This is a genomic window from Moraxella sp. ZY200743 (genome assembly GCF_050885545.1).
GTDB classification, from domain to species: Bacteria; Pseudomonadota; Gammaproteobacteria; order Pseudomonadales; family Moraxellaceae; genus Moraxella; species Moraxella haemolytica.
In genome coordinates, this window is the sequence record NZ_CP091313.1 from 1,838,722 (window position 1) to 1,864,999 (window position 26,278).

Sequence of the window (26,278 nt, forward strand, 5' to 3'; positions counted from 1 at the left end):
AAACACACCCATGAACCACCACACTTTTGCTCCACGCTTGCTGACTTGGTTTACCTCACACGGTCGCCATGATTTACCTTGGCAATACCACCACCAAGACACGGCTGACATCTATGCAGTATGGCTATCCGAGATTATGCTACAACAAACCCAAGTAGCAACCGTTCTGGGCTATTTTGAGCGTTTTATAGAACAGTTTCCCACTGTAGAAGACTTGGCTGCTGCCAACTGGGACAGTGTAGCAAAACTTTGGGCAGGGCTTGGCTATTATGCTCGAGCCAGAAACCTACACAAAGGAGCCAAACAAGTTGCCGACTTTATTGCCCATCATGGGCATTTTCCCCAAACGACTGATGAATGGGAAAAAATCAGTGGTGTGGGTCGCTCAACCGCAGGAGCGATTGTTTCTATGGGGGTGCGTGGGCGTGGTGTGATATGTGATGGCAATGTCAAGCGAGTGCTGACACGCTGGGCAGGGATTGACGGTGATATTACCAAGTCTACCACCAATAAAGTGCTATGGTCTCTTGCTGACACACTCACTCCTACGCATGACAGCGGTAAATTCGCCCAAGCAATGATGGATCTTGGAGCGACTGTCTGTACTCGCACACGCCCTGATTGCCATGCCTGCCCTTTATCTGATGACTGCACCGCTTACCAAGATGGCAACCCCACCGCCTATCCTGTCAAAACCAAAAAATCAGACAAACCCCACCGCCATTCGCTGGTGTTCGTCCTAGAATTTAATGACACATTGCTATGGCTAAAAAGAAACAACAATGGTGGCATTTGGGATGGCTTATACACCCTGCCCATGCTGATGATAGATGGTATCAATAATAGTACAGCCATCGATTTACCAAATGATTTGATAACCGCCAAAAAATTGCATGAACAACTAGCCAATACCCAAGCATTAAGTCTTGCCGAACGACAAATTTTTGATACTCTGCCCAATACCACCTTAGTAGCGAAAAAAACCATTAAACACACACTCACGCATTTTCACTGGCATTTGACACCGATATCTATTAGCATTGATAAAGAGCTATACAATAAAATTAACCGCGCTCTTAAAACAATCCATGCTGAATTCACTTGGCAACAAGACAGTATTGGACTGGGTATTCCAAAGGCAATGGAAAAGGTTTTTGGAAAATAACCAAAAACAAGATTTCAGTAGATACAAGATGGGTAGTATGCTTTTAAAAGCCCAAGAATACAATGGTGTGGTTTACCAATACAAAATCAATACCCCCTTTTTTGCAGCCAGTCCACCACCTGTAATAATAAATTGCCCTCACCCAAAACCATCGCCTGATCTCTTGCCTCATCAAACAGTGAATCAGCATAAGCACGAGCCCCTTCTACGCCCAACAGCTTGACATAAGTGGACTTATCAAGCTTCTCGTCACTACCTGCCATCTTGCCTAGCATTGTAGTATCTGCCACGACATCTAGCACATCATCTTGCACTTGATAGGCAAGTCCAATCAGTTGGGCATACCTATCAAGCCAAGACAGCATCTTAGCATCTGCCCCAGCACACACAGCCCCCATCAGCACACTAGCAACAATCAATGCTCCTGTCTTATCCCGATGAATGCTCTCCAGTTCGTTTTGATTGAGCGATTTTTGTTCGCCATTTAAATCTGCTTGCTGACCTGCCACCATGCGTCTGGCATTGTAGGCTAGAATTTTGCTTAGTCTGGCAAATATGACATCGTCCATCTTGCCAAATCCGTTAATCTCATCAGAACCCAATACTTCAAAAGCAAGCGACTGCAGTACATCTCCTACAAGCATGGCAACCGCCTCACCATAAACCACATGGCAGGTTGGTTTACCACGGCGTAGTTCATCATCGTCCATACATGGCAAATCATCATGCACCAACGAATAACCATGTATGCACTCGATGGCAAGCATGGCACGGCGTACAAAATCCAATTGATTGATATCACCACCTGTCGCCAAAAAACTGACCAGTACCAAAAGTGGTCGCGCTCGTTTACCGCCATTAGAGATGGCATAGTCAGACGCTTCACCAAGCGGCTTGGGCAGGTTGGCATGGCTGAACAATACGCCAAAATCCGCCATTAGCTGATGATTCACAAAGGCTTGTGCACGCTTTAAATCATGATGAGTTGATAAATCACTGTAATCATCAGTTATCATAAAAACCCCAATCAATTCTCAAAAATCATTCCAAAAAGCACTATCATACCCCAAAAGACCACCGATTTGGTCAAATCAGAGTCAAATTTTGCATAAAAATATATAAAATTGCAAAATCTTTAAAAATTTATTAAAAAAATGCTTGCAAAGATTTTTAAATCATATATAATACGCACCACTTAGCCAATAAAGCTAAATATGGCGCGATAGCTCAGTCGGTAGAGCAACGGATTGAAAATCCGTGTGTCGGCAGTTCGATCCTGCCTCACGCCACCATATTTAAAAATACCCAACTTCGGTTGGGTATTTTTTATTTGCCTATTGCTTGATAGCTCCTTTGAATTACTCAGCTTGCTCATAAAGCAAAAGCCGTCATCGGACAGCTTTTAATTGGTATCAGCTCAGCTTTTCAAGCCATTTTCACAATTCATCATGGCAATCAGCCATCATGCAATCACCGCATTCTATTAAGCAAGCCATCTTTGATCACAAACTGATGATACAATGCCGCTCCGATGTGCATGACGATAAGCAACCACATCACCAACCAAATCAATTGGGTATGCCATAAGTTCATCAGCTTTGCCATGCTTGGGTTGATTGACACGATGGTTGGCAAATCAAACAGACCAAACACACTCACGCCACGACCACCATACATAGACATCAAAACACCACTTATCGGCATGGCAAGCATGACCACATAGAGTGCCACATGAGTCAAATGAGCGATGGTCTTTTGCCAAGCAGGGGCAGATACAGGCGAAGGTGCTGTAGTAACAAAGCGTGTCAAGATACGCAATATCGTCCATAATAGAAAACTTGCACCGATAGATTTATGTAACCCCACAAACTCATCACCTTGATTGATGGCAATAAAAGCCACCAAAATAAGCAACGCCCCAATCCAGTGAAAAACACGCACCAATAACGCATATTTTTGGGTAGAATTAGTGTTGGTAGCATCATGGATATTGCTCATAAAATCTCCGTTAGCGACAGCTAATTGGCTTGTCTTGATTGTTTTTTACCGCATTATATGTTGATTTTACCAAAATAGACAGTGAATTGAAACAATCTACACATCAGTCGCACAATCATACACATTGTGTGCTATGATAAGCATTTTAGCAAATTTGGTAATCTGTATGCGTACTGCCGTCATGCTTGAGTTTTTATTTAGTATTTCTTGCCTGCTTGTGGCGTGTCAGCAGCCGCAGACGCAAGATACCACCCAACCACACGAGCAAGACGACTCTGCCATCAAATATCAAGATCATAAATTACAACTAGACATCAATAGCACCCCTGTGCGATACGCAGACAACAAGGTCATATTATCCAAAATACACCTAAGTTCTATCAAGCCTGCACGCTATCAGCCAAGTTTTACCCTACAAGGCATCATCACCCCTTTAAAAAGTAGTACTTTATACAGTCCAACAGATGCCACCATCAAGCAATGGTTTATCAAAATAGGCGATACGGTTAAAAAAGGTTCGGTGCTTGGTGTACTAACACCCACCCAAAACACAACAGCCACGCCAACAGACAATCTGGACAACGATGAACTGGTAGAGATGCCACCAAATATCCCAGAGATATCACTTATCGCCCCTTTTGATGGCGTAGTTGCTAGCATGACTACAAATCCCCTAGGCATCATCAACCCCACCACTCCGCTCATCACCATCAACGATGTCTCTGAGTATAAGCTAGTCAGTCGCCTGCCAGCTCATCTAAAACAGCACATTGCTATCGGCGATACAGTTGAGCTTGGTATCGATGGACAAGGATTTAGCGGACAAGTTAAACATCTCATCAAACCCAGTGATCTTAACGCCATTGATGTGCATATCAAAATCTTGCCACAAGACATCATTTGGTCTAAGCTACCATCAGATCAACTTGCCAAAGCAGTAATAGAATATGGGCAAATAGAAGTTGGTGCATTACTGCCTGATTTTGCCATCGTTGATGAATACGCCAAGCCACTTGATTTGGACAGGCTACACCAACCACCCTATAAACCACAAGCCCCTATTATCGCTCATGCGTGGGTAATCAAACAAGACGCCACACTACATTTTGCCAAAATCCATGTCATTGAATATCAACCAAATACACGACGGTTTTTGGTATCAGGTATTACCGAAGACAGTTTGGTTGTCTTAACGCATTTACCAAAACAGGTAGCCGGTAAACAGGTCAGAGTCGAGTGACGACATCAAATGTTACAGCCAATTATCAAAAATAGAGAAATTTTGCACAATTCTTAGAAAAATTACGCAATTTTCATCAAAAGTATTGATTTGCTACAAAATAACACTTGTCAATGTCCAAAAACATTGGCAAGATATACCCACCCAAATATCATTACTATTTTATTTTTATCTAAAGACAGTCAATCATTTTAGTATCAATTGGAAAACTTATGAATAAACAAATCCTACTTATCGAAGATGATCCAGATTTGGCAGAACTCATCACCGATTATCTGTCAATGAATTACTATGAAGTGCATCATGCCGCCACAGGTCAAGCAGGTCTTGACCTATTAGATGCAAAAGAAAGAGACATTAGCCTAATCGTGCTTGATCTTATGCTCCCTGACATGGACGGCATGCAAGTATGCCAGAGGGTGCGTGGAGCAAAAAATCCACAAATAAATAAAGTTCCGATTGTCATGCTGACCGCCAAAGGCGACACCACCGATCGTGTGCTAGGTCTTGAAATGGGTGCAGATGATTACATCTCAAAGCCTTTTGAGCCAAGAGAGCTACTTGCTCGCATTCGTGCGGTATTGCGTCGCCACGAAACCCCAAACCAAGCCGACCTACATTCTGGTAGTTTAACTTTTGGGCGATTGACCGTATTTCCTGACAGTCACGAAGTTACCATTGATGATAAGATTGTTCGCTTAACCACGCATCAATTCCAACTACTGCACTATTTTGCCACCCATGCAGGCAAGGTGCTAAATCGTGAGCAGTTATGGCAAGCCATGCCAAATGACGACAGTTCAGAGAATATTGACCGTGCTATTGATGTGCATATCTCTCGGTTGCGTGCGTTGATTGAAGACAATCCACGCCAACCAAAACGCATCATTACCGTGCGTGGTGTTGGCTATCAGTTCGCCACCGACCAATTATAATTCAAGCCAAAAGACCATCGCTTGATGGTCTTTTTTTATCGGGCGAATTTGGTGTTATGATGACTTGTGTTATAAGATTGTAAGTTTATCATACAAGTCATCAGCTTGGTTTATGCTAGCTTGGCCAAAGCCGGCATGAGTTATCAAAATTAGTTGTAACTTTTGTTTGATTTTTGGGTGGTTTTTGGGTATATGAAACATCATTCTTTTGGTTTAAATTCATTATTTGCTCAGCTATTCATTAGTGTATTTTTGGCAATCATCGCCTTTGCCATCGCCATGGTATTTCTTGCTCAGTTGGTACACAATAACTCCGATACCGTGCGTGCTAAAGCTGTCGCTGAACAAATCTTGGCACAAGTTGACCCCCTTATCACTCAAGCAGAAGCCCTAAATAAAGAAAACGAACTTTTAAAATCGCGCTTTATCTTGGCGGTGGTCAAACGCAGTTTTGATATTTTTGATGAAAGTCTAAACGCCAAAATCGGTCTGTACTCACCTACAGGCGAGCTGATACTACAAACCGAAGACAGCACATTACCAGTCAGGCTCATCAATGATCGAGATTGGCTAGATGCCATCATTCCTGGTGTATTCTCACCCACTCATCATCATGTGATACTAGATAATAGTGCAGGCTATCATCTATGGTATGAAAGTCGCATTCCACCCAAAGAAAAGCCTGGTTCTGCAGCACTAAACTTATTCACAGGCACACTGCTTCTTATACTCATCATGTCAGCGGTGCTATGGTGGATTGCTCGCAACATTACTTGGCGTATCAACCACATGAGTCAGCAGATGGTCAAACTTGGCGATGGGGATTTTAGCGTGCGGGTTAGCGAACAGGGCAATGATGAAATCGCTTCTCTTGCTTATGGTTTTAACCAATCTGCCCAAAAAATTGAACAACTCATCAACGCCAACAACCTACTACTGGCACACGCATCGCACGAGTTTCGCACGCCCATCACTCGCATACGCTTACAAATTGAGATGATGGATATGCTCGTTGCCAAACTTGATGACGACACCAAATCCAAGTTTGACAAGCGTGCCGCTGCCATTAACCGTGATTTGACAGGACTTAATGAATTGGTTGAGAGCATTTTATTGGTAAGTCGTTTAGATGCAGGTCATGCTCTAGAAGCAACCGACCAAATTGACCTATATGAGCTTGTCAAGAGCGAGTGCCAACATTATTCAGAAGTATCGCTATTTGCCGAATCGGTCATCATAACAGCACAGCCCAAACTTCTTACACATCTTGTGAGAAATCTACTAAACAATGCCATGATTCATGGCGTACCACCCATTGAAGTGTATCTATATAACAGCATTGATTTATCCTGTGCTGCCCAAATCCCAAATAATTTGGCAAAAACCCCTTTAAGTCAGCTTGATGACGATGCACCAAAAAAATCTAAAAAATCCCTACTGCGTTTTACTCGTCAAAAAGACAACGCACCCAAAGAGCCTGTCTATGCTGTACTTGCCTTTATTGACCAAGGCGAAGGCATTCCAAAGGACAAGCGAGAGGATATTTTTAGCCCCTTTGTTCGCCTAAAACAAGAGAAAAAAGGCTCAGGACTGGGGTTGTCTTTGGTGTCGCAAATCGTTGAAGCTCATGCAGGTAAAATCACCACCGATACTTGGCAGGGTAAAACTCGTTTTTTGGTAACATTACCCTTAAAAGGTAAAAGCACCCTTAAAGATAGCTCTAATCGAGACTAACCTAAACCAAAAACAGACAATCTTACTTGGTTATCCCAACCAAACAATAAAGCTGTCTTACTGACAGCTTTATTGTTTGGTGTTTTAAAAGATGATGGTAAAACTTCAAGATTTTACTTAGTTTTTAGCATCAAACATCAGGCGAGCCGCCTCGATAACATATGCCTCATCTTCAGGGAGTTTTGGTCGTTCATTTTCTTTCATTGCCCCACGCTCTTCAGCCAGTGCATCCACGCTTGCCTGATAGGTTGCCCAATCAGTATAAGGAGCTTCTCCCATTGCTTGCTTTCGAACATTTGCAGCATTTAAAGTGCGGTTTTCTATCTCTTTGTCTTTGGCACGGCGTTTGTCAATATTGACATCAACTGGCTTTTTGCGATCGTCAAGAGCGCGAATGGCGTTAAGCTCGCTTAGATAAACAAACTGAGGGTCTTTGGCTTGACGCACTTTAGACGCTGCCGCTAATTGCTCAATGAGTGCTTTGCTATATTTACCTTCAGCGGTGTAGTTGGTGGTAGGAATTGTGTCCCATTCCAGTGGATTTTTATATTCTCGCTCACCAAATTCGATGCCTTCGTAGATATTAACCAACTCAATATCTGGCTCAACGCCTTTATTTTGGGTACTGCCACCATTGATGCGGTAAAATTTACGCTGTGTGATAGAAGCAGAACCCAAAGCCAAATCATCATGCCGTGTCTGTGCCGAACCCTTGCCTGTCGTGGTACTACCAATGACAAGCCCACGCCCATAATCTTGAATCGCTGCCGAGAAAATCTCGGATGCTGACGCTGAACCCAAATTAATCAGCACCGACATATCGCCAGCATAAAGCTGTTTACCGCCATCTTTATCAGCATAGACTTGCACATTGCCTTGATTATCACGAATTTGCACCACTGGACCTTCTTTGATGAATAGCCCAATCATTTTCGCCACCTCATCAAGCGAACCACCTGGGTTGTTGCGCAAATCAACCACCATGCCATCGATGTTTTGTGCATTTAACGCCTTAATCGCTTTTTCGGTGTCAAGGCTGACAGAGCGGTATTCATCTTCCCCCGCTCCACTACGGCGTGCAGTGAAATTTAGGTAAAAGCTAGGAATCTCTAGCACACCCACACGCTTAATACCACCCTGATAAGGCACTTCCACCACCCGATGACGCACGCCTGATTCTTCTTGTTTGATGACATCACGCACGATGGTAACATTGCGTACCGAGCTATCTGGGGCATTAGGCTGTTTGACACGAATGGTAACAGATGTACCCTTCGCCCCACGGATTAACGCCACGATTTCACGAGTGCTAAAACCAATGGTATCAATCATCTCTTCGCCATCTTGAGCCACGCCTAAAATCAGATCATTAGGACGCACCTGACCTGTCTTTTGGGCTGGTCCACCATCAACCAAAGTAACAATACGTATATAATCAGGGTTTTTGCGGTCAGGGCGGATGGACACACCAATACCTTCTAGTTGCAGATTTGATTGAATCTGTATTTCATTCGCCTGAACAGGGGCATAATAGTTGCTATGCGGATCATATGCCATCATGGCGGAATTTAAGATACCCTCCATAATCTCATCATTTTTTAGACGAGCCAGTTGCTTTTTTTGACGGTCAATACGGTTTAGCAAAATCTCATTAGGTGTGCGATTTTCACCCTTAACCAAATCCTGCCCACGAGATAACTCAGGGTTTTTAATAAAGGCATCATCTTTTGCTTTATCATCTTCTTGATTTAAAATAATGCTAATTAAGGCGTACGCTGTCTGATTTTGCCAATATTGTAATTGCTCATCTTTACTTTTAAATCTAGGTGCTTCTTCACGGTCAAGCACGATGCTCTGGTCGGTATAAAGGTCAATCTCTTTATTTAAAGCAGTTTTAGCAAAATCATAATATTCATTGGCACGAGTGCGATAACGCTCAAAAATCTCAATCCCTGCCGTCAAATCCCCTCGTTTTAGACGCTCAGCAAAAGTATCGCCATACTTTGCCATAAATTCATCTACATCCGACTGCAATAGTAGCGTGCGTGATGCATCTAGACTATCAAAATAGGTTTCAAGGATGTGTTTGCTCATCTCTTTATTAAGAGGCTGTTTTAGATAGTGAAAACGGTCAAGCAAAAACGAGACTTGTCGTGCGGTAACTTTTTGTTCAATGCTTGGCTCAAAGCCTTCTTTATCAGCATCAGCTGCCACCGCACTGACCGACTGAGCCAGCATGACACCCACCACAGCTGCAGCCATACCTGACCATAAAAATTGTTGCTTCATAACTATCCTTAATATCAGTATAAGAGAAATTAACTTAAGAAAAATTCGCATTATCTTATCATACTCAATCTTTCTTGTGTGATGGTTTTTGTGAGCAAATCTCTATAAATTGATACATTTATCCAAAATCATGGCATAATAAGCGGTAATTTTTACACTGTTATTTGGAATATATCATGGCAACTGGCATCATCATGGCAGACATTGATGGCTTAACCTTAACCGATGAAGATAAAGCATTTTTGGCACATGACGCATTAGGTGGTGTGATTTTATTTAAGCGTAATGTAGCAGACCCTGCCCAAGTGCGAGCATTGACTGACGGTATGCGAGCGGTCAATCCCAATCTTATTATTGCAGCCGACCAAGAAGGTGGGCGAGTAGCACGCTTTAAAGATGGCTTTACGCCCTTGCCTGCGATGGGGCGATTGGGAGATGTTTATGATAAAAATCAAGAGCTTGCTCTATCGCTTGCGTATGACGCAGGGTATCTTATGGCGTGTGAGGTATTGGCGGTGGGCGTAGATATTAGCTTTGCTCCTGTGCTTGATATCAATGGGTGCAGTCTTGTGATTGGCGACCGTGCCTTTCATGCCAACCCCCAAGTCGTTACCGTTCTATCCTCACGCTTTATAGATGGCATGAATGATGCTGGCATGAAAGCCACTGGTAAGCACTTTCCAGGTCATGGCTCCATCGCCCCTGACTCGCATATCTCAGATGCCGTAGATACTCGCTGTTTTGATGAGATTTGGGCGTGCGACTTAGTGAGTTTTCGCAATAATTTAGCACAACTTTGTGCTCTCATGCCTGCCCATGTGATTTTTAGTCAAATTGATGATAAGCCAGCAAGCTTTTCAAAAGTATGGCTACAACATATTTTAAGAGAAAAACTTGGTTACGATGGCGTCTTGTTTTCAGATGATTTGTCCATGAAAGCTGCTCATGTTGCAGGAGATGTTACCATGCGTGTCAAATCTGCAATAGAAGCAGGGTGCGACATGGCACTTGTGTGTAACAGTCGTGATGATGCCTTGCGTGCAGTGGAATTCGCCAAAAGTATGCCCGATGTACCCAACCGCTTTACTCGCATGAAAAGTGCGATTCCTGTTTGGCAAACAGATTTGGTCAGTACCTGCCGTCTTGCCTTTGATGGTTATGAGCGTGCCAAAGCCAATATTCATCAAGCCTTCTTTGCTGATGAAACGATTCACGCCAACAAAGACAATAACGACCCCACCAACTACACCACATCAACCAGCACCAACCACTCAGACAAGGCTTCATTCACATAAGACACAATCATGCATCATATCTTTGGACACACAAGCCCCGATACAGATGCCTTTGCATCCGCCTTTGCTTTGGCATACTATCTAAATGCACAGCACATCAATGCCACCGCATACCGATTGGGTCAACCCAACCTTGAGACACGCTTTGTGCTTGACTACCTATTTACCAATTTTCAAGCAGAGATGGACGGTCTGCCCAATGAACTACTTCCCTACCTTGACCCCAGTCAGCCCTTAGATACACTGAATAAAAGTGATAAGATTGGTCTAACCGACCACAACGAGCAAGCCCAATCCATCGCCAATTTGTCCGATTTTGACATTCGTTATGTGATTGATCACCATAAGTTAAATCTCAGCACGCCCACACCTGCTGAGATTCACATTCGCCCTGTAGGCTGTACTTGCACAATCCTATATGAAATGTTCGTCATGAGAGGTATTGATATCACACCCATGCTCTGTATGCTGATGCTCTCTGCCATCATCTCAGATACACTCAATCTTAGCAGTCCTACCACCACTGATGACGACAGGCACGCTCTGCACCACTTGATGAACATTGCCAATCTTAGCATAAAAGACAAAGATGATTATGCCCAAAAAATGTTCACCGCAAAAAGCAACCTATCTTGGTTAAGTGCTCATGAGATTTTACTGATGGACTATAAAGAGTATGATATCGGTGGTCAGACATGGGGGATTGCCGGCATTGAGACGCTAGACCCCAAGCAGATATTTCATCGCTTAAACGAGCTAAGCGATAGTGCCAAACAATTAACCAAAGAAAAACGACTTGACTATCTTATGATTGCCATCGTGGACATCAAAAATAAAATCAGCCATCTTTATGCTCATGACCCAGTCCAAAACACCATCATTAGCCAAGCCTTTCACACCACACCACATGACGGACTATTCACCTTGACAGGCATCATCAGCCGTAAAAAACAGCTAGTACCGACACTAAAGCATCATCTTGAAAAGTCAATCAGTTAAAAAAGGATTAACCCATGTTCGGCATTGACAACCTAATTACCTATCTTGTTGGCGTGATTGTCATCATCACCTTACCTGGTCCTAATAGCCTATATTGTCTGTCAGTATCAGCAAGTCAAGGCAGGCAAGCAGGGGTTATGGTGATGGCAGGGATTTTGCTTGGAGACGCCATGCTCATCCTAGCAACCGTATTTGGGGCAGGCACCTTATTAAAACTTTATCCAAGTGTTTTTGATGGCATCAAGCTGATTGGTGGTAGCTATCTGGCGTATCTGGGCATACGGCTAATCATTGAAGCACACCAGACTTTTAAAAATCGTCATCTTATCGCCAATAAGCGTTTTACCCCACCCAAAACAGACAAACAAAATTATTTTTACCGCTCTTTGTCCTTGAGTCTGACCAATCCAAAAGCGATTTTGTTTTTTTTATCGTTTTTTGTGCAATTTGTCCGCCCTGATTATGATAAGCCGTTTTTGAGCTTTTTTATTTTGGCGTTGATTTTGCAATTCATCAGCTTCTTATATTTAACCCTATTGATTTTTAGTGGTAAAAAATTAGCAGAGAGCTTTGGTTCTCGTCCGATAATCATGACTATAGCAATGCTTGTGGTGGGCTTGTTGTTCATTGGGTTTGGGGTAAACTTATGGCTTGCCAAGTTATAATAACCAACAAGATGGCAGGATTGTTATCATCATGCACCAAGTTATTTTGTTTACATGGGCAGTTTTTTAGATATTATTTACCAAGTATAAAACCCCAAAGCCAGTACTTTGAGGTTTTATCAACAATCCGATCAGTTGCAAGGCAATCAATCACCTTGATAACCTTTTAATTTCAATCTTGCCTGATGCAATAACGGCTCGGTATAACCGCTTGGCTCGGTCGCCCCCTTGAAGATGAGATCGGCCGCCGCATTAAAGGCGATGTTGTTCTCAAAATCTGACGACATAGGGCGATACGCAGGGTCGGACGCATTTTGTTCGTCCACGACTTTTGCCATGCGTTTCAGGGTATCCCATACTTGGTTTTTAGTGACAATACCGTGCGTCAGCCAGTTGGCAATGTGCTGGCTTGAAATGCGTAAGGTCGCACGGTCTTCCATAAGCCCCACATTATTAATATCAGGCACTTTAGAGCAACCAACGCCCAAATCCACCCAACGCACAACATAGCCCAAAATACCTTGACAGTTATTATCTAGCTCTTTTTGCTTTTCATCATCTGTCCAACTGGTATCGACAGCAAGCGGAATGGTTAGCAAGTCATCAATACTTGGCATCTCTTCATTTTTAATTTCACTTTGGCGTTTGGCGACATTGCACTTGTGGTAATGAATGGCATGAATTGTCGCTCCATTTGGCGATGGCACCCAAGCACAGCTCGCTCCTGCCTCAGGATGCTCAATCTTGGTGCGGTACATTTCGGCAAGCTCATCGGGCTTTGGCCACATACCTTTACCAATTTGAGCCTTGCCAAGAAGCCCAGTCAACAGCCCAATGCCAACATTTCTTTTTTCATAAGCATTGAACCAAGTCTGCCCCTTAATATCCCCCTTGCGTACAAATGCTCCTGCCTGCATGGCGGTATGAATCTCATCACCTGTTCTATCCATAAAGCCTGTATTAATAAAGATTGTCCGCTCTTTTGCTTTAAAGATACAGTTTTTTAGATTAACACTGGTGCGTTTTTCTTCGTCCATAATGCCCATTTTTATGGACTTAGGTGGCAAGCCAATGGCCTGTTCTGCTCGTTCAAACAATTCTACAGCAAAAGCAACCTCGTCAGAACCGTGCATTTTTGGCTTGACAATGTACATTGAGCCTGTGCGTGAGTTACGCAAGTTGTTATTACCACAGATATCAATGGCAGATAGCAATGGCGTAATCAATGCGTCCATGATGCCCTCAAAAATCTCCTCGTCATTGACCAAAATCGCAGGGTTGGTCATCAAATGCCCAACATTGCGTAGTAACATCACCGAACGCCCGTGCAGAGTTTTGGTGTTGCCATTTAGGTCGGTGTAGGTGCGGTCGGCGTTTAGTTTGCGAGTGATGATTTTGCCATTTTTTTCTAAATTTTCACTCAAATCGCCCTTCATGAGTCCAAGCCAGTTGCGATATCCTTCTACTTTTTCTTCAGCATCTACCGCTGCCACAGAATCCTCTAAGTCTTGAATGGTAGTAACCGCAGATTCCAAAATGATATCTTTGACGCCTGCTTTATCGTCCTTGCCAATTAGGTGTGTACGGTCAATCTCCACTATGGCGTGCAAGCCGTTATTTTTTAGGATAATCTGCTTGGGATTATCAGCCGTTCCATTAAATCCTGCCAGTTTTTCGCTGTCTTTTAGGGTACTGATTTTATCACCAATGGTAGCAGATAATTGACCATCATCAATACTATAAGCAGTAACATCAGCGTGCGAGCCATCTGTCAAAGCAAAGGTCTCATCAAGAAAATTTTTGGCAAATTCAATGACCTTAGCACCACGCACAGGGTTGTACTCTTTGCCTTTTTCAGCTCCGTCTGCCTCGCTGATGACATCAAAACCATAGAGTGCGTCATATAAACTACCCCACCGTGCATTACCTGCATTTAGGGCGTAGCGAGCATTTCGCACAGGCACAACCAATTGAGCACCTGCAATGGTCGCAATCTCATCGTCCACATTCTTAGTCTCAATCGTAAAATCAGCAACCTCTGGCTCTATGTAGCCAATTTGCTTCAAAAAGTCCTTATACGCACCCAGCTCATAAACATTGTTCTTGTGCCAATCATCAATTTTGGTCTGTAGGTCATCACGATGGGCAAGCAGTGCTTTGTTTTTTGGTGTTAAATCTACCACCACCTGTTCAAAATTTGCCCAATAACGGTCGCTATCAATATCTAGCACCGTCTTTGCTACAGGCAAAGCCTCATTTTCAATAAAATCGTATAAAATCTTGTCAATGGCAAGCGTGCCTTTTTGGATACGAGTAGTTGACATTTTTCATCCTTAAATTTTAGATTTTTAACAAAAACGGTGCTTTACCTTGACAGTAAAACACCGTTTACACACTTAGGATTTAGCGAGAATTAACCGCCAAATTGGTTCATGGTGTTCTTGCTGGCATCACCTGCTTTTAGGGCATTTTCGCCAGAGAAAATCTCTTTGTGGTCATCACCAATATCAGAACCTGCCATGGCTTGGTGTTTCACGCAAGCGATACCGCCACGGATTTCTTTGCGTTGTACGCCTGCAACATAAGCCAACATACCTTCATCGCCAAAGTAGCCTTTAGCAAGTTCATGTGTAGACAACGCTGCGGTGTGATAAGTTGGCAAGGTAATCAAGTGATGGAACACACCTGCTTCACGAGCTGCGTCTGCTTGGAAGGTGCGGATTTTGTCATCAGCATCACGAGCAAGCTCAGAATCATCATATTTGGCATCCATCAGTTTATCACGCTCATAGCCTGACACATCACGCCCTTCGGCAACCCAACGGTCATAGGCTTGTTGGCGGAAGTTGATTGTCCAGTTAAATGATGGCGAATTGTTATACACCAATTTGGCATCTGGCACTTGCTTTTTGATGTCATTAACAAAACTTGCAATACCTGCCACATCAGGGGTTGGTGTTTCAATCCAAATCATGTCCGCACCATTTTGAAGACTGGTTACACAGTCTAGTACCACACGGTCATGCTGTGTGCCTTCACGGAACTGATACAGACCTGATGGCAAACGAGTTGGGCGGTGCAATTTGCCATCACGCTTGATAAGAATCTCATCTTCTTTAGCTTCGCTAATGTCAATTTCAGTGGTTTCTAGGTAGCTGATGTATTTTGATGCCAAATCGCCTGGTTCACGACTAACAGGGATTTTTTGGGTCAAGTCCGCCCCTTCTGAGTCAGTACGAGCCACAATCACGCCATCATCAACACCAAGCTCTAAAAACGCATAACGCACGGCGTTGATTTTTGCCAAAAAGTCTTCATGTGGTACGGTTACCTTACCTGCTTGGTGTCCGCATTGCTTGGCATCAGATACTTGGTTTTCAATTTGAATGGCACACGCACCCGCTTCAATCATTTGCTTGGTCAAAAGATAAGTTGCTTCTTCGTTACCAAAACCTGCATCAATGTCAGCAATGATTGGCACAACATGGGTTTCAAAGTTATCAATCTGACTTTCAATCTCTTTAACCTTAGCGGTATCGCCTGCTTGTTCTGCTTTTTGTAAGGCACGGAACAAATCGTTTAACTCTTTGGCATCTGCTTGGCGTAAGAAAGTGTAAATCTCTTCAATCAGCTTTGGCACAGCGGTTTTTTCGTGCATGGATTGGTCGGGTAATGGACCAAATTCAGAACGCAAAGCAGCCACCATCCAGCCTGATAGATAAATGTAGCGTTTGTTTGTTGTGCCAAAGTATTTTTTGTTGGCAATCATTTTTTGCTGAGCGATAAAGCCATGCCAACAGCCCAATGATTGAGTATATTTGGTGTGGTCGGCATCATATTCTGCCATATCTTTTCGCATAATCGCTGCGGTGTATTTGGCGATGTCAAGACCAGTCTTAAAACGGTTTTGGACAATCATACGAGCAGCATCTTCTGGGCGGATAGCCCCCCAAGTACCACCTAGTTTTTCTTTAACAGCACGAATATGCTCTAATGCGGATTGATAAGTCATGATAGCCTCCTAAATTCCTTGTAATGTGTTATCTGAGTAGCGATTGCCACACCAGACCAAATCACTGCCTATGCCGATGGGTAATTATTACCGATGGATAATTATTTGCCTGTGATTCTTGTGATACAGCATACTCAAAACTTCATCGTTAATCCAATAGCAAGTCATAATGTTCACTATTTTTTAAATAAATGATAGATAAAAAATCATTATAATATTTGATAATTTAAATACAAAAAAACTTTGTTAAACCAATGAAGCCAAACTCTATTTCTTAAAATGTATCAATGCCATTTTTCTTAAAAATACCTAAAAAACACAACGAAAATACCCTAAAAATTTCAAAAAATTGTAACAAATTACCCAATCATTCATCTATTTTGACAACTTTTGATGACAAATCCAACCAATCCATCTTCATTTTTATGCTAAAATCAACAAACAATTTTTATTCCACACTTCAACATCAGCTTAATCACCAGCCATTTAACATGACACCGCCCAACGCCCTCTTGCCCTATTTGCACGCACAAGGCTCGCTGACCGCCTTGTTAGAAGCCAAAGCCAAACAACCTTTAAAAATCAAGATTATCCATGAAGGTTATGACCTGCTAAACACCTCCCAAAAATCACATCTAAACCTACCGCTACACCGACCTGCCTTAGCATGGGTACGAGAAGTATTGCTATTTGGACAAGATGGCGATGATGATACCGCTTGGGTTCATGCCAAAAGCATCTTTCCCATCAGCAGTTTAAAAGGTGATGCCAAGCGATTATGCCACCTAAAATACACACCGATTGGCTATGTCATGTTCAATAAAAATCAAACCCTGCCCTATAAACGGCGTTTAATCAACGACTTTGGGCAATTTGGTCGGATCACCATCTATGACTGGCACACACGCCCCATCTTAATTCAAGAAGTATTTTTAAATACCTTTGTGCAAAGTTTGTTGTAATAAATCAATAGATATGGATAGGCTGTTACTACTTGGTGAGCATGACCCTGCATTTTTTATATGAAAATACGCAAAGCACTCTGTTATTTTTGATGAATTATGGTACACTACAAAGCACTACTTATTTTACAACTTCGTCAAGGAGCAAACCATGTTTAAAGACATCTCACTTTACACCTACGACCCAGATATCGCTGCTGCGATTGACGCTGAAGGGCAACGCCAAGAAGACCATATCGAGCTTATCGCTTCTGAAAACTATTGCTCGCCTGCCGTCATGCACGCCCAAGGCTCCAACCTAACCAATAAATATGCCGAAGGCTATCCTGCCAAGCGTTACTATGGTGGCTGTGAGCATGTGGATGTAATCGAACAGATTGCCATTGATCGTGCCAAAGAGCTATTTGGGGCGGATTATGCCAATGTTCAGCCACACTCTGGTTCTAACGCCAACGCCGCCGTTTATCTTGCCCTACTAGAAGCAGGCGATACCGTACTTGGCATGAGCCTAGCTCATGGTGGACACTTGACGCATGGTGCTAGCGTGTCATTCTCTGGCAGAACCTATAATGCCGTGCATTATGGCATCGATGATAACGGACTGATTGACTATGATGAAGTTGAACGCCTAGCCAATGAACATAAGCCTAAGATGATCATCGCAGGTTTCTCAGCTTATAGCCAAGTCATGGATTGGCAGCGTTTTCGCAAGATTGCCGACAGCGTAGGTGCTTACCTAATGGTGGACATGGCTCATGTGGCAGGTCTTGTGGCAGCAGGCGTTTATCCAAACCCTGTGCAAATCGCTGATGTAACAACCACAACCACCCACAAAACTTTGCGTGGTCCACGCTCTGGTCTGATTTTGGCAAAGAAAAATGAAGAAATTGAGAAAAAACTAAATTCAGCCGTCTTTCCTGGCATGCAAGGCGGTCCACTCATGCACGCCATCGCCGCCAAAGCGGTGTGCTTCAAAGAAGCGATGAGTCCTGAATTCAAAGAGTATCAACAACAAGTGGTCAAAAACGCACAAGCGATGGCAAAAACCATCATTGAGCGTGGTTATGATGTCGTCTCTGGTGGTACAGAAAATCACCTAATGCTTATCAGCCTAATCAAACAAGGCATTACAGGTAAAGAAGCGGACAAATGGCTTGGCGATGCTCACATCACCGTGAACAAAAACTCTGTGCCAAACGATCCTAAATCACCGTTTGTTACCTCAGGCATTCGTATCGGCACCCCTGCTGTTACCACTCGTGGCTTTAAAGAAGCAGAATGTGTAGAACTGGCAGGTTGGATTTGTGATATCTTAGATGCTCGTGGCGATGAAAAAGTATTAGGCAAAGTGCGTACCAAAGTAACCGAGCTTTGTGCTCACCTACCTGTCTATCAAAAATCAAAAACCAAAGAGTTGTTTAGCAAAATCAGTGATATGATTGATGAACAAGCCGATAGCGAGCTGATTCATACTGCCAAAGACAAGTTCTATGAACTCTATGAAAAAGCAATGGCAAAAATCAATAAAGCTTAATCATTTGAGCATCTAAAAAAGACCGATTCTCCAATCGGTCTTTTGTTTTTAGATACCTTAGCGTTTTTAATAAACCAAAACTAAGCATCAAGACAAGACAAGCCACTAAACTTGCAAGCCAATCTCAAAGCCCTCTTTGATGGCACGCTTAGCATCAAGTCGTTCGGCCTTTTTAGCACCACCGATGATGTGATACTGTGCCTTAGGAGCATCACCCACATTGGGCATTAGTGTATTGACCGATTCTTGACCCACACAAAGCACCACCGTATCTACACGCAAAAGCTGTGATTGACCTGCCACCTTAATCCACAAACCTTCATCGGTGATACACTCATAACTGACGCCACCGATTTGTTTGACGCCTGCTTGCTTGATGATGGCTTTATGCACCCAGCCTGTGGTTTTATTTAAGGTTTTACCAAATCCATCTTCACTGCGTTGCAATAGATAAATCTGGCGACATGATTTGGCATACTGTGGAGCAATCAATCCCCCCTGTGTGGTATAATTTGCCTCGCCATCAACGCCCCACTGCCTAAAAAAAGCTTCGGTCGTTTGAGTTACTGGTTCATAATCGGTATCATTAACCTGCTTAGACACTTGACCGCCATGTGCTAAAAATTCCGCCACATCAAAACCAATACCACCAGCACCCAAGATGGCCACCCTTTCGCCCGCTATCTTTTCACCTGAAAGCAACTGGGCATAACTGATAACATGGGGCAAATTCACCCCAGCCATCTGTAGCGAGCGTGGCACAACTCCTGTCGCCACAATGACATCATCAAATACCATCTTTTCTAACATCTGGCGAGTAACCTTAGTCTCCAACTGGATATCCACCTGATGATAAGCAAGCTGCTCACGAAAATAGCGAATCGTCTCAAAAAACTCCTCTTTACCAGGGATAACTTTGGCATAATTAAACTGCCCGCCTAGCACCTCTTTGGCTTCAAATAAAGAAACCTTGTGCCCTCTTTGGCTTGCTGTCAGTGCCGCCATCATGCCTGCCACACCACCACCAATCACAGCGATTTTTTTGGCTTTTTTGGCAGGTTTAATGACATATTCTGTCTCATGGCACGCCAATGGATTGACCAAACAAGACGCTCTTTGACCGCTAAAGGTATGGTCCAGACAGGCTTGATTACAACCAATGCAAGTATTAATCAACCGGTCTTTATTCTCTTTTGCCTTATTCGCCCATTCGCTATCTGCCAAAAATGGGCGTGCCATCTGCACCATATCCGCTTGACCATTCGCTAATATCGCCTCGGCAGTGGCAGGCATATTGATGCGATTGGCTGCGATGACAGGAATGGATACCACCTCTTTGACCGCTTGAGTATAGCGAACAAAACTGGCTCGTGGCACAGCCGTTACGATGGTTGGTATGCGTGCCTCATGCCAGCCGATACCCGTATTAATGAGCGTAGCACCTGCCTGCTCGAGCCATTTTGCCAACACGATAACATCACTCATGGTCGCTCCATGCTCAACAAACTCCGCCATAGACAACCGAAAACTAATGATGAACTCACGCCCTACCGCCTCACGCACCGCATGAACAATCTCAAGAGCAAATCTGGCACGATTATCCAAACTGCCACCATATTCATCGTTACGATGATTGGTGCGTGCCGATAAAAATTGGTTAATCAAATAACCCTCTGAACCCATGATTTCCACACCATCATAGCCTGATTTTTTGGCAAGTTGGGCGGTATGGGCAAAATCCTGAATGGTAGCACGGATGTTCTTGATTGACATTTGGCGTGGCTTAAAAGGCGAGATGAGCGACTTAATCGGACTGGGTGCGACCACAAAAGGATGATAGCCATAGCGTCCAGAGTGCAAAATCTGAAGCAAAATCTTGGTGCCGTGCTTGTGTACTGCACGAGTAACTCGTCGGTGATGCACCGTATCGGCAGTTGTGTTTAGTGTGCCACCAAGCGGTGTTAGCCAGCCTTCTTTATTAGGCGAGATACCACCTGTAATGATCAGTCCCACTCCGCCCTTGGCTCGTGCTTCAAAATAGCGTGCCAATTTACCATAATGATAAAATCTATCTTCAAGACCTGTGTGCATAGACCCCATAACAATGCGGTTTTTTAACGCCACAAATCCCAAATCAAGTGGGCGAAACAAATGTGGGTATGTCAGCCCATCATGATGAACGGATTGATCCATCTGAGCAATTTGGGTACGGCTTGGTTGTTTGGCAGATAATCTTTCGCCAAGCTGCACGGCATTTTTTAGCGTTGATTTAAACAATGTTTTCATAAAAATCCTTGATGATTGGCGACTGCTAGCACTGGCTGACTTATCGGCTAATTTTATCATAAGGTCGGTTTGATATTGTGATTTTTTGCAGATTTGACCACATGGTCATGATGACAGGCACGCACCAATTACCCAAAAGCATTTGCTAAAACACTAAAAAAAAGGTAAGCTAGTCTTATCTACCTTTTTACCCAACCGAATTATTTAGGAATTATCATGACTGAAGTCGCTCCCGAATTTCGCATCACCATTTCAGGTCAAATCACACCTGATGATGTCGCAGAACTTGCCAAGCAAGGCGTAAAAACCATCGTGAACAACCGCCCAGATGGTGAGGAAGTTGGTCAGCCCACCTCCGATGAGATTGGTACTGCCTGTGCCGAACACGGCATCATCTATAAACAAATCGCTTTTGCAGGTGGTATGCTAGATATGAATCATGTGCAAGAGTTTGCTGATTTTTTTAATGCCACCGAACGCCCATTGCACATCTTTTGTCGCTCAGGCAACCGTTCTAGCATCATTTTACAGGCAGCTCGTGAGCGTGATTTGTTAGATGAAGAGTAAGCCTTATTGAAAAATCAAGCAAAAATATCAAAAATTTAGTAAAATGGGCGTTAATTTTCGCCCATTTTTATTGATAAGTTTTTAAAAATTAACAAACTAGGTTCATCATGAGTAAAAATATCCCCATCTTAACGACTGACGAAATTGAAAAAATGAAAGTCGCTGGTCGCTTGGCAGCAGAAGTATTAGAAATGCTAGACCCTTATGTCAAAGCAGGTGTTAGCACAGGCTTTTTGGATGATTTGGCATACAAGCACATCACCGAAGTACAAAACGCCATTCCCGCCTGCCTTAATTATCAAGGCTATCCGTTCACACTCTGTACCTCCATCAACCATGTCGTCTGCCATGGTATGCCCGACCATGAACGCATCTTAAAAGATGGTGACATCATCAACATCGACGTTACTGTCATCAAAGATGGTTACTATGGCGATACTTCCGCCATGTGGATTATTGGTGAAGGCTCTGTCATGGCAAAACGCATCTGCGACACCGCCCAAAAAGCACTATATGCCGGCATGAAAGTCGTCAAAGACGGTGCCTATCTTGGCGATATCGGTGCTGCCATTCAAGAAGTGGTTGAGCCAGAACGCTTCTCTATCGTGCGTGAATTCTGCGGACACGGTATCGGCAAAACCTTTCATGCCGAACCACAAGTGCTGCACTATGGCAAAAAAGGCACAGGCGTGCAACTAAAAACAGGGATGGCAATTACCATCGAACCCATGATTAACCAAGGTACTTGGCAAACCAAAATCATGAAAGATGGCTGGACCGCCATCACAAAGGACCGAAAACTATCTGCCCAATGGGAACACACGCTGATTGTTACTGATGACGGATGCCTTGTTACCACCCAACGACTGGGTGAGGATTTGAGCTTTTTGCATTGACAACCATAATAAGGCTTAGGAGATGCCATGACCACCGTTAGCCATCATGCTTTCTACCAGCATGCCAAAACACTTGGCATGCACCCTAAGCCCCTGCCAGACCTTTGTAGCCAAGAATGCAACATTGATGTCACACTGATTAAATCATGGCTAGAACACATCAATGCCACCATTGACGATAAAGTCGTCATTTTAGGCGAGCAGGCATTTTCTCAGATGGGTTTATTCATCAAGCTACGCACCCATGCTGTAGATGTTGTTTTACATGGATTGTTTTGTCAATATCTAAGTGAGACGCTGTCATTGTTCGCCATTGGTGGCTATGGTCGAGAGGAGCTGCTGCCCTGCTCAGACATTGATATATTAATTCTTGGCGAGACGCTAGATGACCACACCCAATCCATAGAGCAGTTCGTGGCAATGCTGTGGGATATTGGCATCACGCCTGCCATCAGCGTACGCACTCAAGAAGACACCAACATCGCCGTTACCGATCATACGGTCGCCACCGCCTTACTTGAAGCACGATTCATCGCTGGCAACCAAAATCTTTGCCATGTGCCAAAGCAGGCAGTCAAAAACGCATGGAGTGCCAAGTCTTTTTTTGCTGCCAAAACAGGCGAATCTAAAGCACGCTATCTAAGTCATCACGCCACCGAATACAGCCTAGAACCCAACATAAAAACCGCACCAGGTTCACTGCGAGATTTGCACATCTTGCTTTGGCTTGGTAAGTTTTATTTTGATGGCGTACAGGATTTGGCAGATTTGACCAAATTGGGTTTTTTAAGCATTGATGAACTTGACGGCTTAACAAATGCTAGGAATTTTTTATGGGGCGTTCGCCATCATCTACACGCCATCACAGGACGCTGTGAAGACCGCCTGCTATTTGACCATCAAAAACACATCGCCAAACGCCTGCACTTAACCGATGAGACCACTTGCACCGCACGACTCACACAAGCCCTAGAAGGCATGATGCGTACTTACTATCGCCATGCCATGCAGGTCGCCGCCTTGTCTGAGATGCTGTGTGCCTACTACAATGAAAGCTATCTTAAGCCCAGTTATACCACACTCCCTATTGACCAAGATTTTTATCAAATCGTCCAAACAAACACCCCGATTGACACCACCTTAAAACAAGATGGTATAGCAACGCAAGCCTTAATCAGACACGATAAATTAGCCAACCAAGACTTACAAATTTTCGCCAAAGATACGCAGATTTTCATCAAAAAACCCGAAACTCTGCTTAAAATCTTTCTCATCATGGGCATACATGGCATCAAAAAAATCGCTGCTAGTACCCTGCATGCTTTATATCTTGCCAGCCAACAGATTGATGAGCATTATCGCAACCTACCTAAGCACCGTGCTTTGTTTTTACAAAACCTGCAAGAATCCAACTTTTTGTTTCATCGGCTACGACTGATGAAACGATACGGCATCTTGGATAATTATTTACCCGCCTTTGGGCAAATCATGGGGCTGATGCAGTATGATCTCTTTCATCGTTACACGGTGGATGCACACACCCTGTTACTCATTCGCATTTTACACCGCTTTGGCGACACCAGTAACGCCGAATATCAGCAGAAATTTGACCTAGTCAGCGAGGTTTATCAAAAGATTAACCGCAAAGACCTATTAGTGATCGCTGCACTATTTCATGATATCGCCAAAGGGCGTGGCGGCGACCACAGTGAACTTGGGGCGGTAGATGTCCATGAATTTGCCAAGACGCACGGACTGAGCGATGAAGACACGAAATTTGTTGCATGGCTTGTTCGTGAACATCTCACCATGTCTTTAACCGCCCAAAAACAAGACATCTTTGACCCAGAGGTCATCAGAAAATTCGCCAAATTTACAGGTACGATTGCCCATCTTAATCATCTGTATGTGCTGACAGTTGCTGACATGAACGCCACCAACTCACAGCTATGGAACAGTTGGCGAGCATCTTTGCTAAAACAACTATACATCAGTGCGCACCGAGTGCTGAGCATAGGCATTGATGCCGCCGATAAAGACGCCATTATCGCCAACCGAAAAATCAAAGCCAAGAAGCTAATGGCAGACATTGCCACCCATCAGATTGATGCACTGTGGGCAGATTTTGGCGATGAATTTTTCTTAAAACAAAAACACCATGACATCGCATGGCAGACCAGCGAGATCCTAAAAGGCAAAGATAGCCTATCGCAAGACCTGCCCATCATCGCCCTGCGTACGCACTCAGACCTAGCACTCAACGCTTTACAGCTATTTATCTGCACCAAAGACCAAGATGATTTATTCGCTGCCACCGTCAGCGTGCTAGATCATCTAGGACTATCCGTATTAGATGCTACTATCTTGACTGCCGATATCAATGGACAGCCTGTCGCCCTTGATTCTTATGTACTCATCGACCGTCATGCCATCACAGGTAGTACACAAGATGACATTCTAAGTAATAATATCCGCAGACAGCTACTCATCGATAAGCTAATCCATGCCTTCACGCATGGACTAACCCAAACAATGCCACGCAACTTTACGCTAGATGCCCAATTAAAACACTTTACCGTACCCACCCAAGTACAGTTTAGCAAAGCGACTTCGGTTGCACACACAGGTCATCATATGATGACCTTAGTTACCAAAGACCGCCCTGCTCTACTGGCAAAATTAGGCTTGGTCTTTAGCCGATTAGGGGTTGAGGTGCATGGGGCACGCATTACTACTTTAGGCGAGCGTGCCGAAGATATGTTTTATTTGAGCGATAAAAATAATCAGACATTAGATACTGACAAATTAACTACATTAAAAGTCGCTGTGATTGAAGCTTTGGCATGATACAATAGCAAACGATTTTATTTTATAGTTACCCCAACTGATTCATGCTACACATAAACTTATGAATACATCCGTTTTTTATCCCAAGTTCGCTCTTGTTAGCCTAAGTTTGGCTACTGCCTGTTATATCGGTACAGCACACGCCAACACCGACAATGAAATCTCTTGCCAAAGTCGCATTAGTCTGCCCCAAGGTTATCAATTCGCCCAAGAAAGCCCTGATTGCCAATACAATGAAAATTTATTTGTCGTCAGCAAAAACGGCAAATACGGCTACGCCAACATTCAAGGCAACATCATCATTCCAGCGACTTTTGAGTCAGCGGAGGGTTTTGATGATGGGCTAGCACTCATCAAACAAGATGGCAAATTTGGCTACATCAATCCAAAAGGCAAAATTGTCATCACGCCACAGTTTACCAACGCATGGGGCTTTTGGGAGGGGCGTGCCAAGATTAAAAAGCATGGCAAATTTGGCTTTATTGATAAAAAAGGCAAAATCGTCATCGCTCCAAGCTACACCGATACAGGTGATTGGTTTGAAGATGGTTTGGTGCGTGTCAAGGTGGGCGATAAGTGGGGGTTTATCAATAAAGATGGGAATACCATCATCACTGCCATGTACGACACCGCTGAGGATTTTTCTGAAGGTTTGGCATCGGTTGGCATTAAGACAGCGAACGGTTATCGCTATGGCTACTTAAATACCAAAGGCGATGTAGCCATCGATTTGGTCTATGACACGCCTGCCAACTTCATTGATGGCGTCGCCTTTGTCATCAAGGATAATCACGCCCATTATATCAACAAAGCGGGCAAAGAAGTGCCTTTTCAACCACGATAAATAGGCAAAT

Annotated in this window: 19 protein-coding genes and 1 tRNA gene; 14 read left to right on the forward strand and 6 right to left on the reverse strand. The window is 43.7% G+C overall.

Annotated features, from left to right (window positions below; genetic code table 11):
• Nucleotides 1-10 precede the first annotated feature (10 nt).
• Nucleotides 11-1,165: an A/G-specific adenine glycosylase gene (gene mutY, locus L3D27_RS09010; protein ID WP_432480970.1), complete on the forward strand. Its 1,155-nt coding sequence runs from the start codon at nucleotides 11-13 to the stop codon at nucleotides 1,163-1,165.
• Nucleotides 1,166-1,251: 86 nt separating this feature from the next.
• Here the strand turns inward: mutY and L3D27_RS09015 are convergent, their stop codons facing one another.
• On the reverse strand, nucleotides 1,252-2,181 hold the full coding sequence (locus tag L3D27_RS09015; RefSeq protein WP_432480971.1) for a polyprenyl synthetase family protein: 930 nt from the start codon (nucleotides 2,179-2,181) through the stop codon (nucleotides 1,252-1,254).
• A 200-nt stretch (nucleotides 2,182-2,381) separates the two neighbouring features.
• Between L3D27_RS09015 and L3D27_RS09020 the strand changes: the two genes are divergently transcribed.
• Nucleotides 2,382-2,457, forward strand: a tRNA-Phe gene (locus L3D27_RS09020).
• Nucleotides 2,458-2,635: 178 nt separating this feature from the next.
• On the opposite strand, the gene L3D27_RS09025 is transcribed toward L3D27_RS09020, so the two are convergent.
• On the reverse strand, nucleotides 2,636-3,163 hold the full coding sequence (locus L3D27_RS09025) for a cytochrome b (RefSeq protein WP_432480972.1): 528 nt from the start codon (nucleotides 3,161-3,163) through the stop codon (nucleotides 2,636-2,638).
• A 166-nt stretch (nucleotides 3,164-3,329) separates the two neighbouring features.
• Between L3D27_RS09025 and L3D27_RS09030 the strand changes: the two genes are divergently transcribed.
• The 3 genes from L3D27_RS09030 (at nucleotide 3,330) to L3D27_RS09040 (ending at nucleotide 7,072) form a co-directional block, all read left to right on the forward strand.
• Entirely contained in the window at nucleotides 3,330-4,403 is a 1,074-nt protein-coding gene (locus L3D27_RS09030) for an efflux RND transporter periplasmic adaptor subunit (RefSeq protein ID WP_432480973.1), read from the forward strand.
• Nucleotides 4,404-4,615: 212 nt separating this feature from the next.
• A complete protein-coding gene (locus L3D27_RS09035) occupies nucleotides 4,616-5,338 on the forward strand; it encodes a response regulator transcription factor (RefSeq protein ID WP_284673346.1) in 723 nt (240 codons plus the stop codon).
• A gap of 192 nt (nucleotides 5,339-5,530) precedes the next feature.
• A complete protein-coding gene (locus tag L3D27_RS09040; protein ID WP_432480974.1) occupies nucleotides 5,531-7,072 on the forward strand; it encodes a HAMP domain-containing sensor histidine kinase in 1,542 nt (513 codons plus the stop codon).
• Nucleotides 7,073-7,189: 117 nt separating this feature from the next.
• Here the strand turns inward: L3D27_RS09040 and L3D27_RS09045 are convergent, their stop codons facing one another.
• Entirely contained in the window at nucleotides 7,190-9,361 is a 2,172-nt protein-coding gene (locus L3D27_RS09045) for a carboxy terminal-processing peptidase (protein ID WP_432480975.1), read from the reverse strand.
• A 176-nt stretch (nucleotides 9,362-9,537) separates the two neighbouring features.
• Here L3D27_RS09045 and nagZ point away from each other — a divergent pair, with 176 nt between their 5' ends.
• From nagZ to leuE, 3 genes are read left to right on the forward strand one after another with little or no spacing between them, the layout of a single operon-like run.
• On the forward strand, nucleotides 9,538-10,656 hold the full coding sequence (gene nagZ, locus L3D27_RS09050) for a beta-N-acetylhexosaminidase (protein WP_432480977.1): 1,119 nt from the start codon (nucleotides 9,538-9,540) through the stop codon (nucleotides 10,654-10,656).
• Nucleotides 10,657-10,665: 9 nt separating this feature from the next.
• Nucleotides 10,666-11,655: a manganese-dependent inorganic pyrophosphatase gene (locus L3D27_RS09055; RefSeq protein ID WP_432480978.1), complete on the forward strand. Its 990-nt coding sequence runs from the start codon at nucleotides 10,666-10,668 to the stop codon at nucleotides 11,653-11,655.
• A gap of 14 nt (nucleotides 11,656-11,669) precedes the next feature.
• Nucleotides 11,670-12,320, forward strand: a complete 651-nt coding sequence (gene leuE / locus L3D27_RS09060; RefSeq protein WP_373628261.1) for a leucine efflux protein LeuE — start codon at nucleotides 11,670-11,672, stop codon at nucleotides 12,318-12,320.
• Between the two features lie 146 nt (nucleotides 12,321-12,466).
• On the opposite strand, the gene L3D27_RS09065 is transcribed toward leuE, so the two are convergent.
• Nucleotides 12,467-14,644 carry a malate synthase G gene (locus tag L3D27_RS09065; RefSeq protein ID WP_432480979.1) on the reverse strand — a complete coding sequence of 726 codons (2,178 nt, stop codon included), beginning with the start codon at nucleotides 14,642-14,644 and terminating at the stop codon, nucleotides 12,467-12,469.
• An 89-nt stretch (nucleotides 14,645-14,733) separates the two neighbouring features.
• On the reverse strand, nucleotides 14,734-16,335 hold the full coding sequence (locus L3D27_RS09070) for an isocitrate lyase (RefSeq protein WP_432481911.1): 1,602 nt from the start codon (nucleotides 16,333-16,335) through the stop codon (nucleotides 14,734-14,736).
• Between the two features lie 422 nt (nucleotides 16,336-16,757).
• On the opposite strand from L3D27_RS09070, the gene L3D27_RS09075 reads away from it, so the two are divergent.
• Nucleotides 16,758-17,294, forward strand: coding sequence for a chorismate--pyruvate lyase family protein (locus L3D27_RS09075; RefSeq protein ID WP_432480980.1), 537 nt, complete (start codon nucleotides 16,758-16,760; stop codon nucleotides 17,292-17,294).
• A gap of 151 nt (nucleotides 17,295-17,445) precedes the next feature.
• Nucleotides 17,446-18,828, forward strand: coding sequence for a serine hydroxymethyltransferase (glyA, locus tag L3D27_RS09080; RefSeq protein ID WP_432480981.1), 1,383 nt, complete (start codon nucleotides 17,446-17,448; stop codon nucleotides 18,826-18,828).
• A gap of 105 nt (nucleotides 18,829-18,933) precedes the next feature.
• Here the strand turns inward: glyA and L3D27_RS09085 are convergent, their stop codons facing one another.
• Entirely contained in the window at nucleotides 18,934-21,021 is a 2,088-nt protein-coding gene (locus tag L3D27_RS09085) for an FAD-dependent oxidoreductase (protein ID WP_432481912.1), read from the reverse strand.
• 309 nt (nucleotides 21,022-21,330) lie between these two features.
• On the opposite strand from L3D27_RS09085, the gene L3D27_RS09090 reads away from it, so the two are divergent.
• From L3D27_RS09090 to L3D27_RS09105, 4 genes are all read left to right on the forward strand, one after another.
• Nucleotides 21,331-21,681 carry a beta-lactamase hydrolase domain-containing protein gene (locus L3D27_RS09090; protein ID WP_284673355.1) on the forward strand — a complete coding sequence of 117 codons (351 nt, stop codon included), beginning with the start codon at nucleotides 21,331-21,333 and terminating at the stop codon, nucleotides 21,679-21,681.
• A 107-nt stretch (nucleotides 21,682-21,788) separates the two neighbouring features.
• Nucleotides 21,789-22,577 (forward strand): type I methionyl aminopeptidase, encoded by a 789-nt coding sequence (map, locus tag L3D27_RS09095; RefSeq protein WP_284673356.1) that lies wholly within the window; start codon nucleotides 21,789-21,791, stop codon nucleotides 22,575-22,577.
• A 27-nt stretch (nucleotides 22,578-22,604) separates the two neighbouring features.
• The gene (glnD, locus tag L3D27_RS09100; protein ID WP_432480982.1) at nucleotides 22,605-25,424 is read left to right on the forward strand and encodes a [protein-PII] uridylyltransferase; all 2,820 of its coding nucleotides are present in this window, start codon (nucleotides 22,605-22,607) and stop codon (nucleotides 25,422-25,424) included.
• A gap of 61 nt (nucleotides 25,425-25,485) precedes the next feature.
• Complete coding sequence (locus L3D27_RS09105) at nucleotides 25,486-26,268, forward strand: WG repeat-containing protein (RefSeq protein ID WP_432480983.1); 783 nt, start codon at nucleotides 25,486-25,488, stop codon at nucleotides 26,266-26,268.
• Nucleotides 26,269-26,278 lie beyond the last annotated feature (10 nt).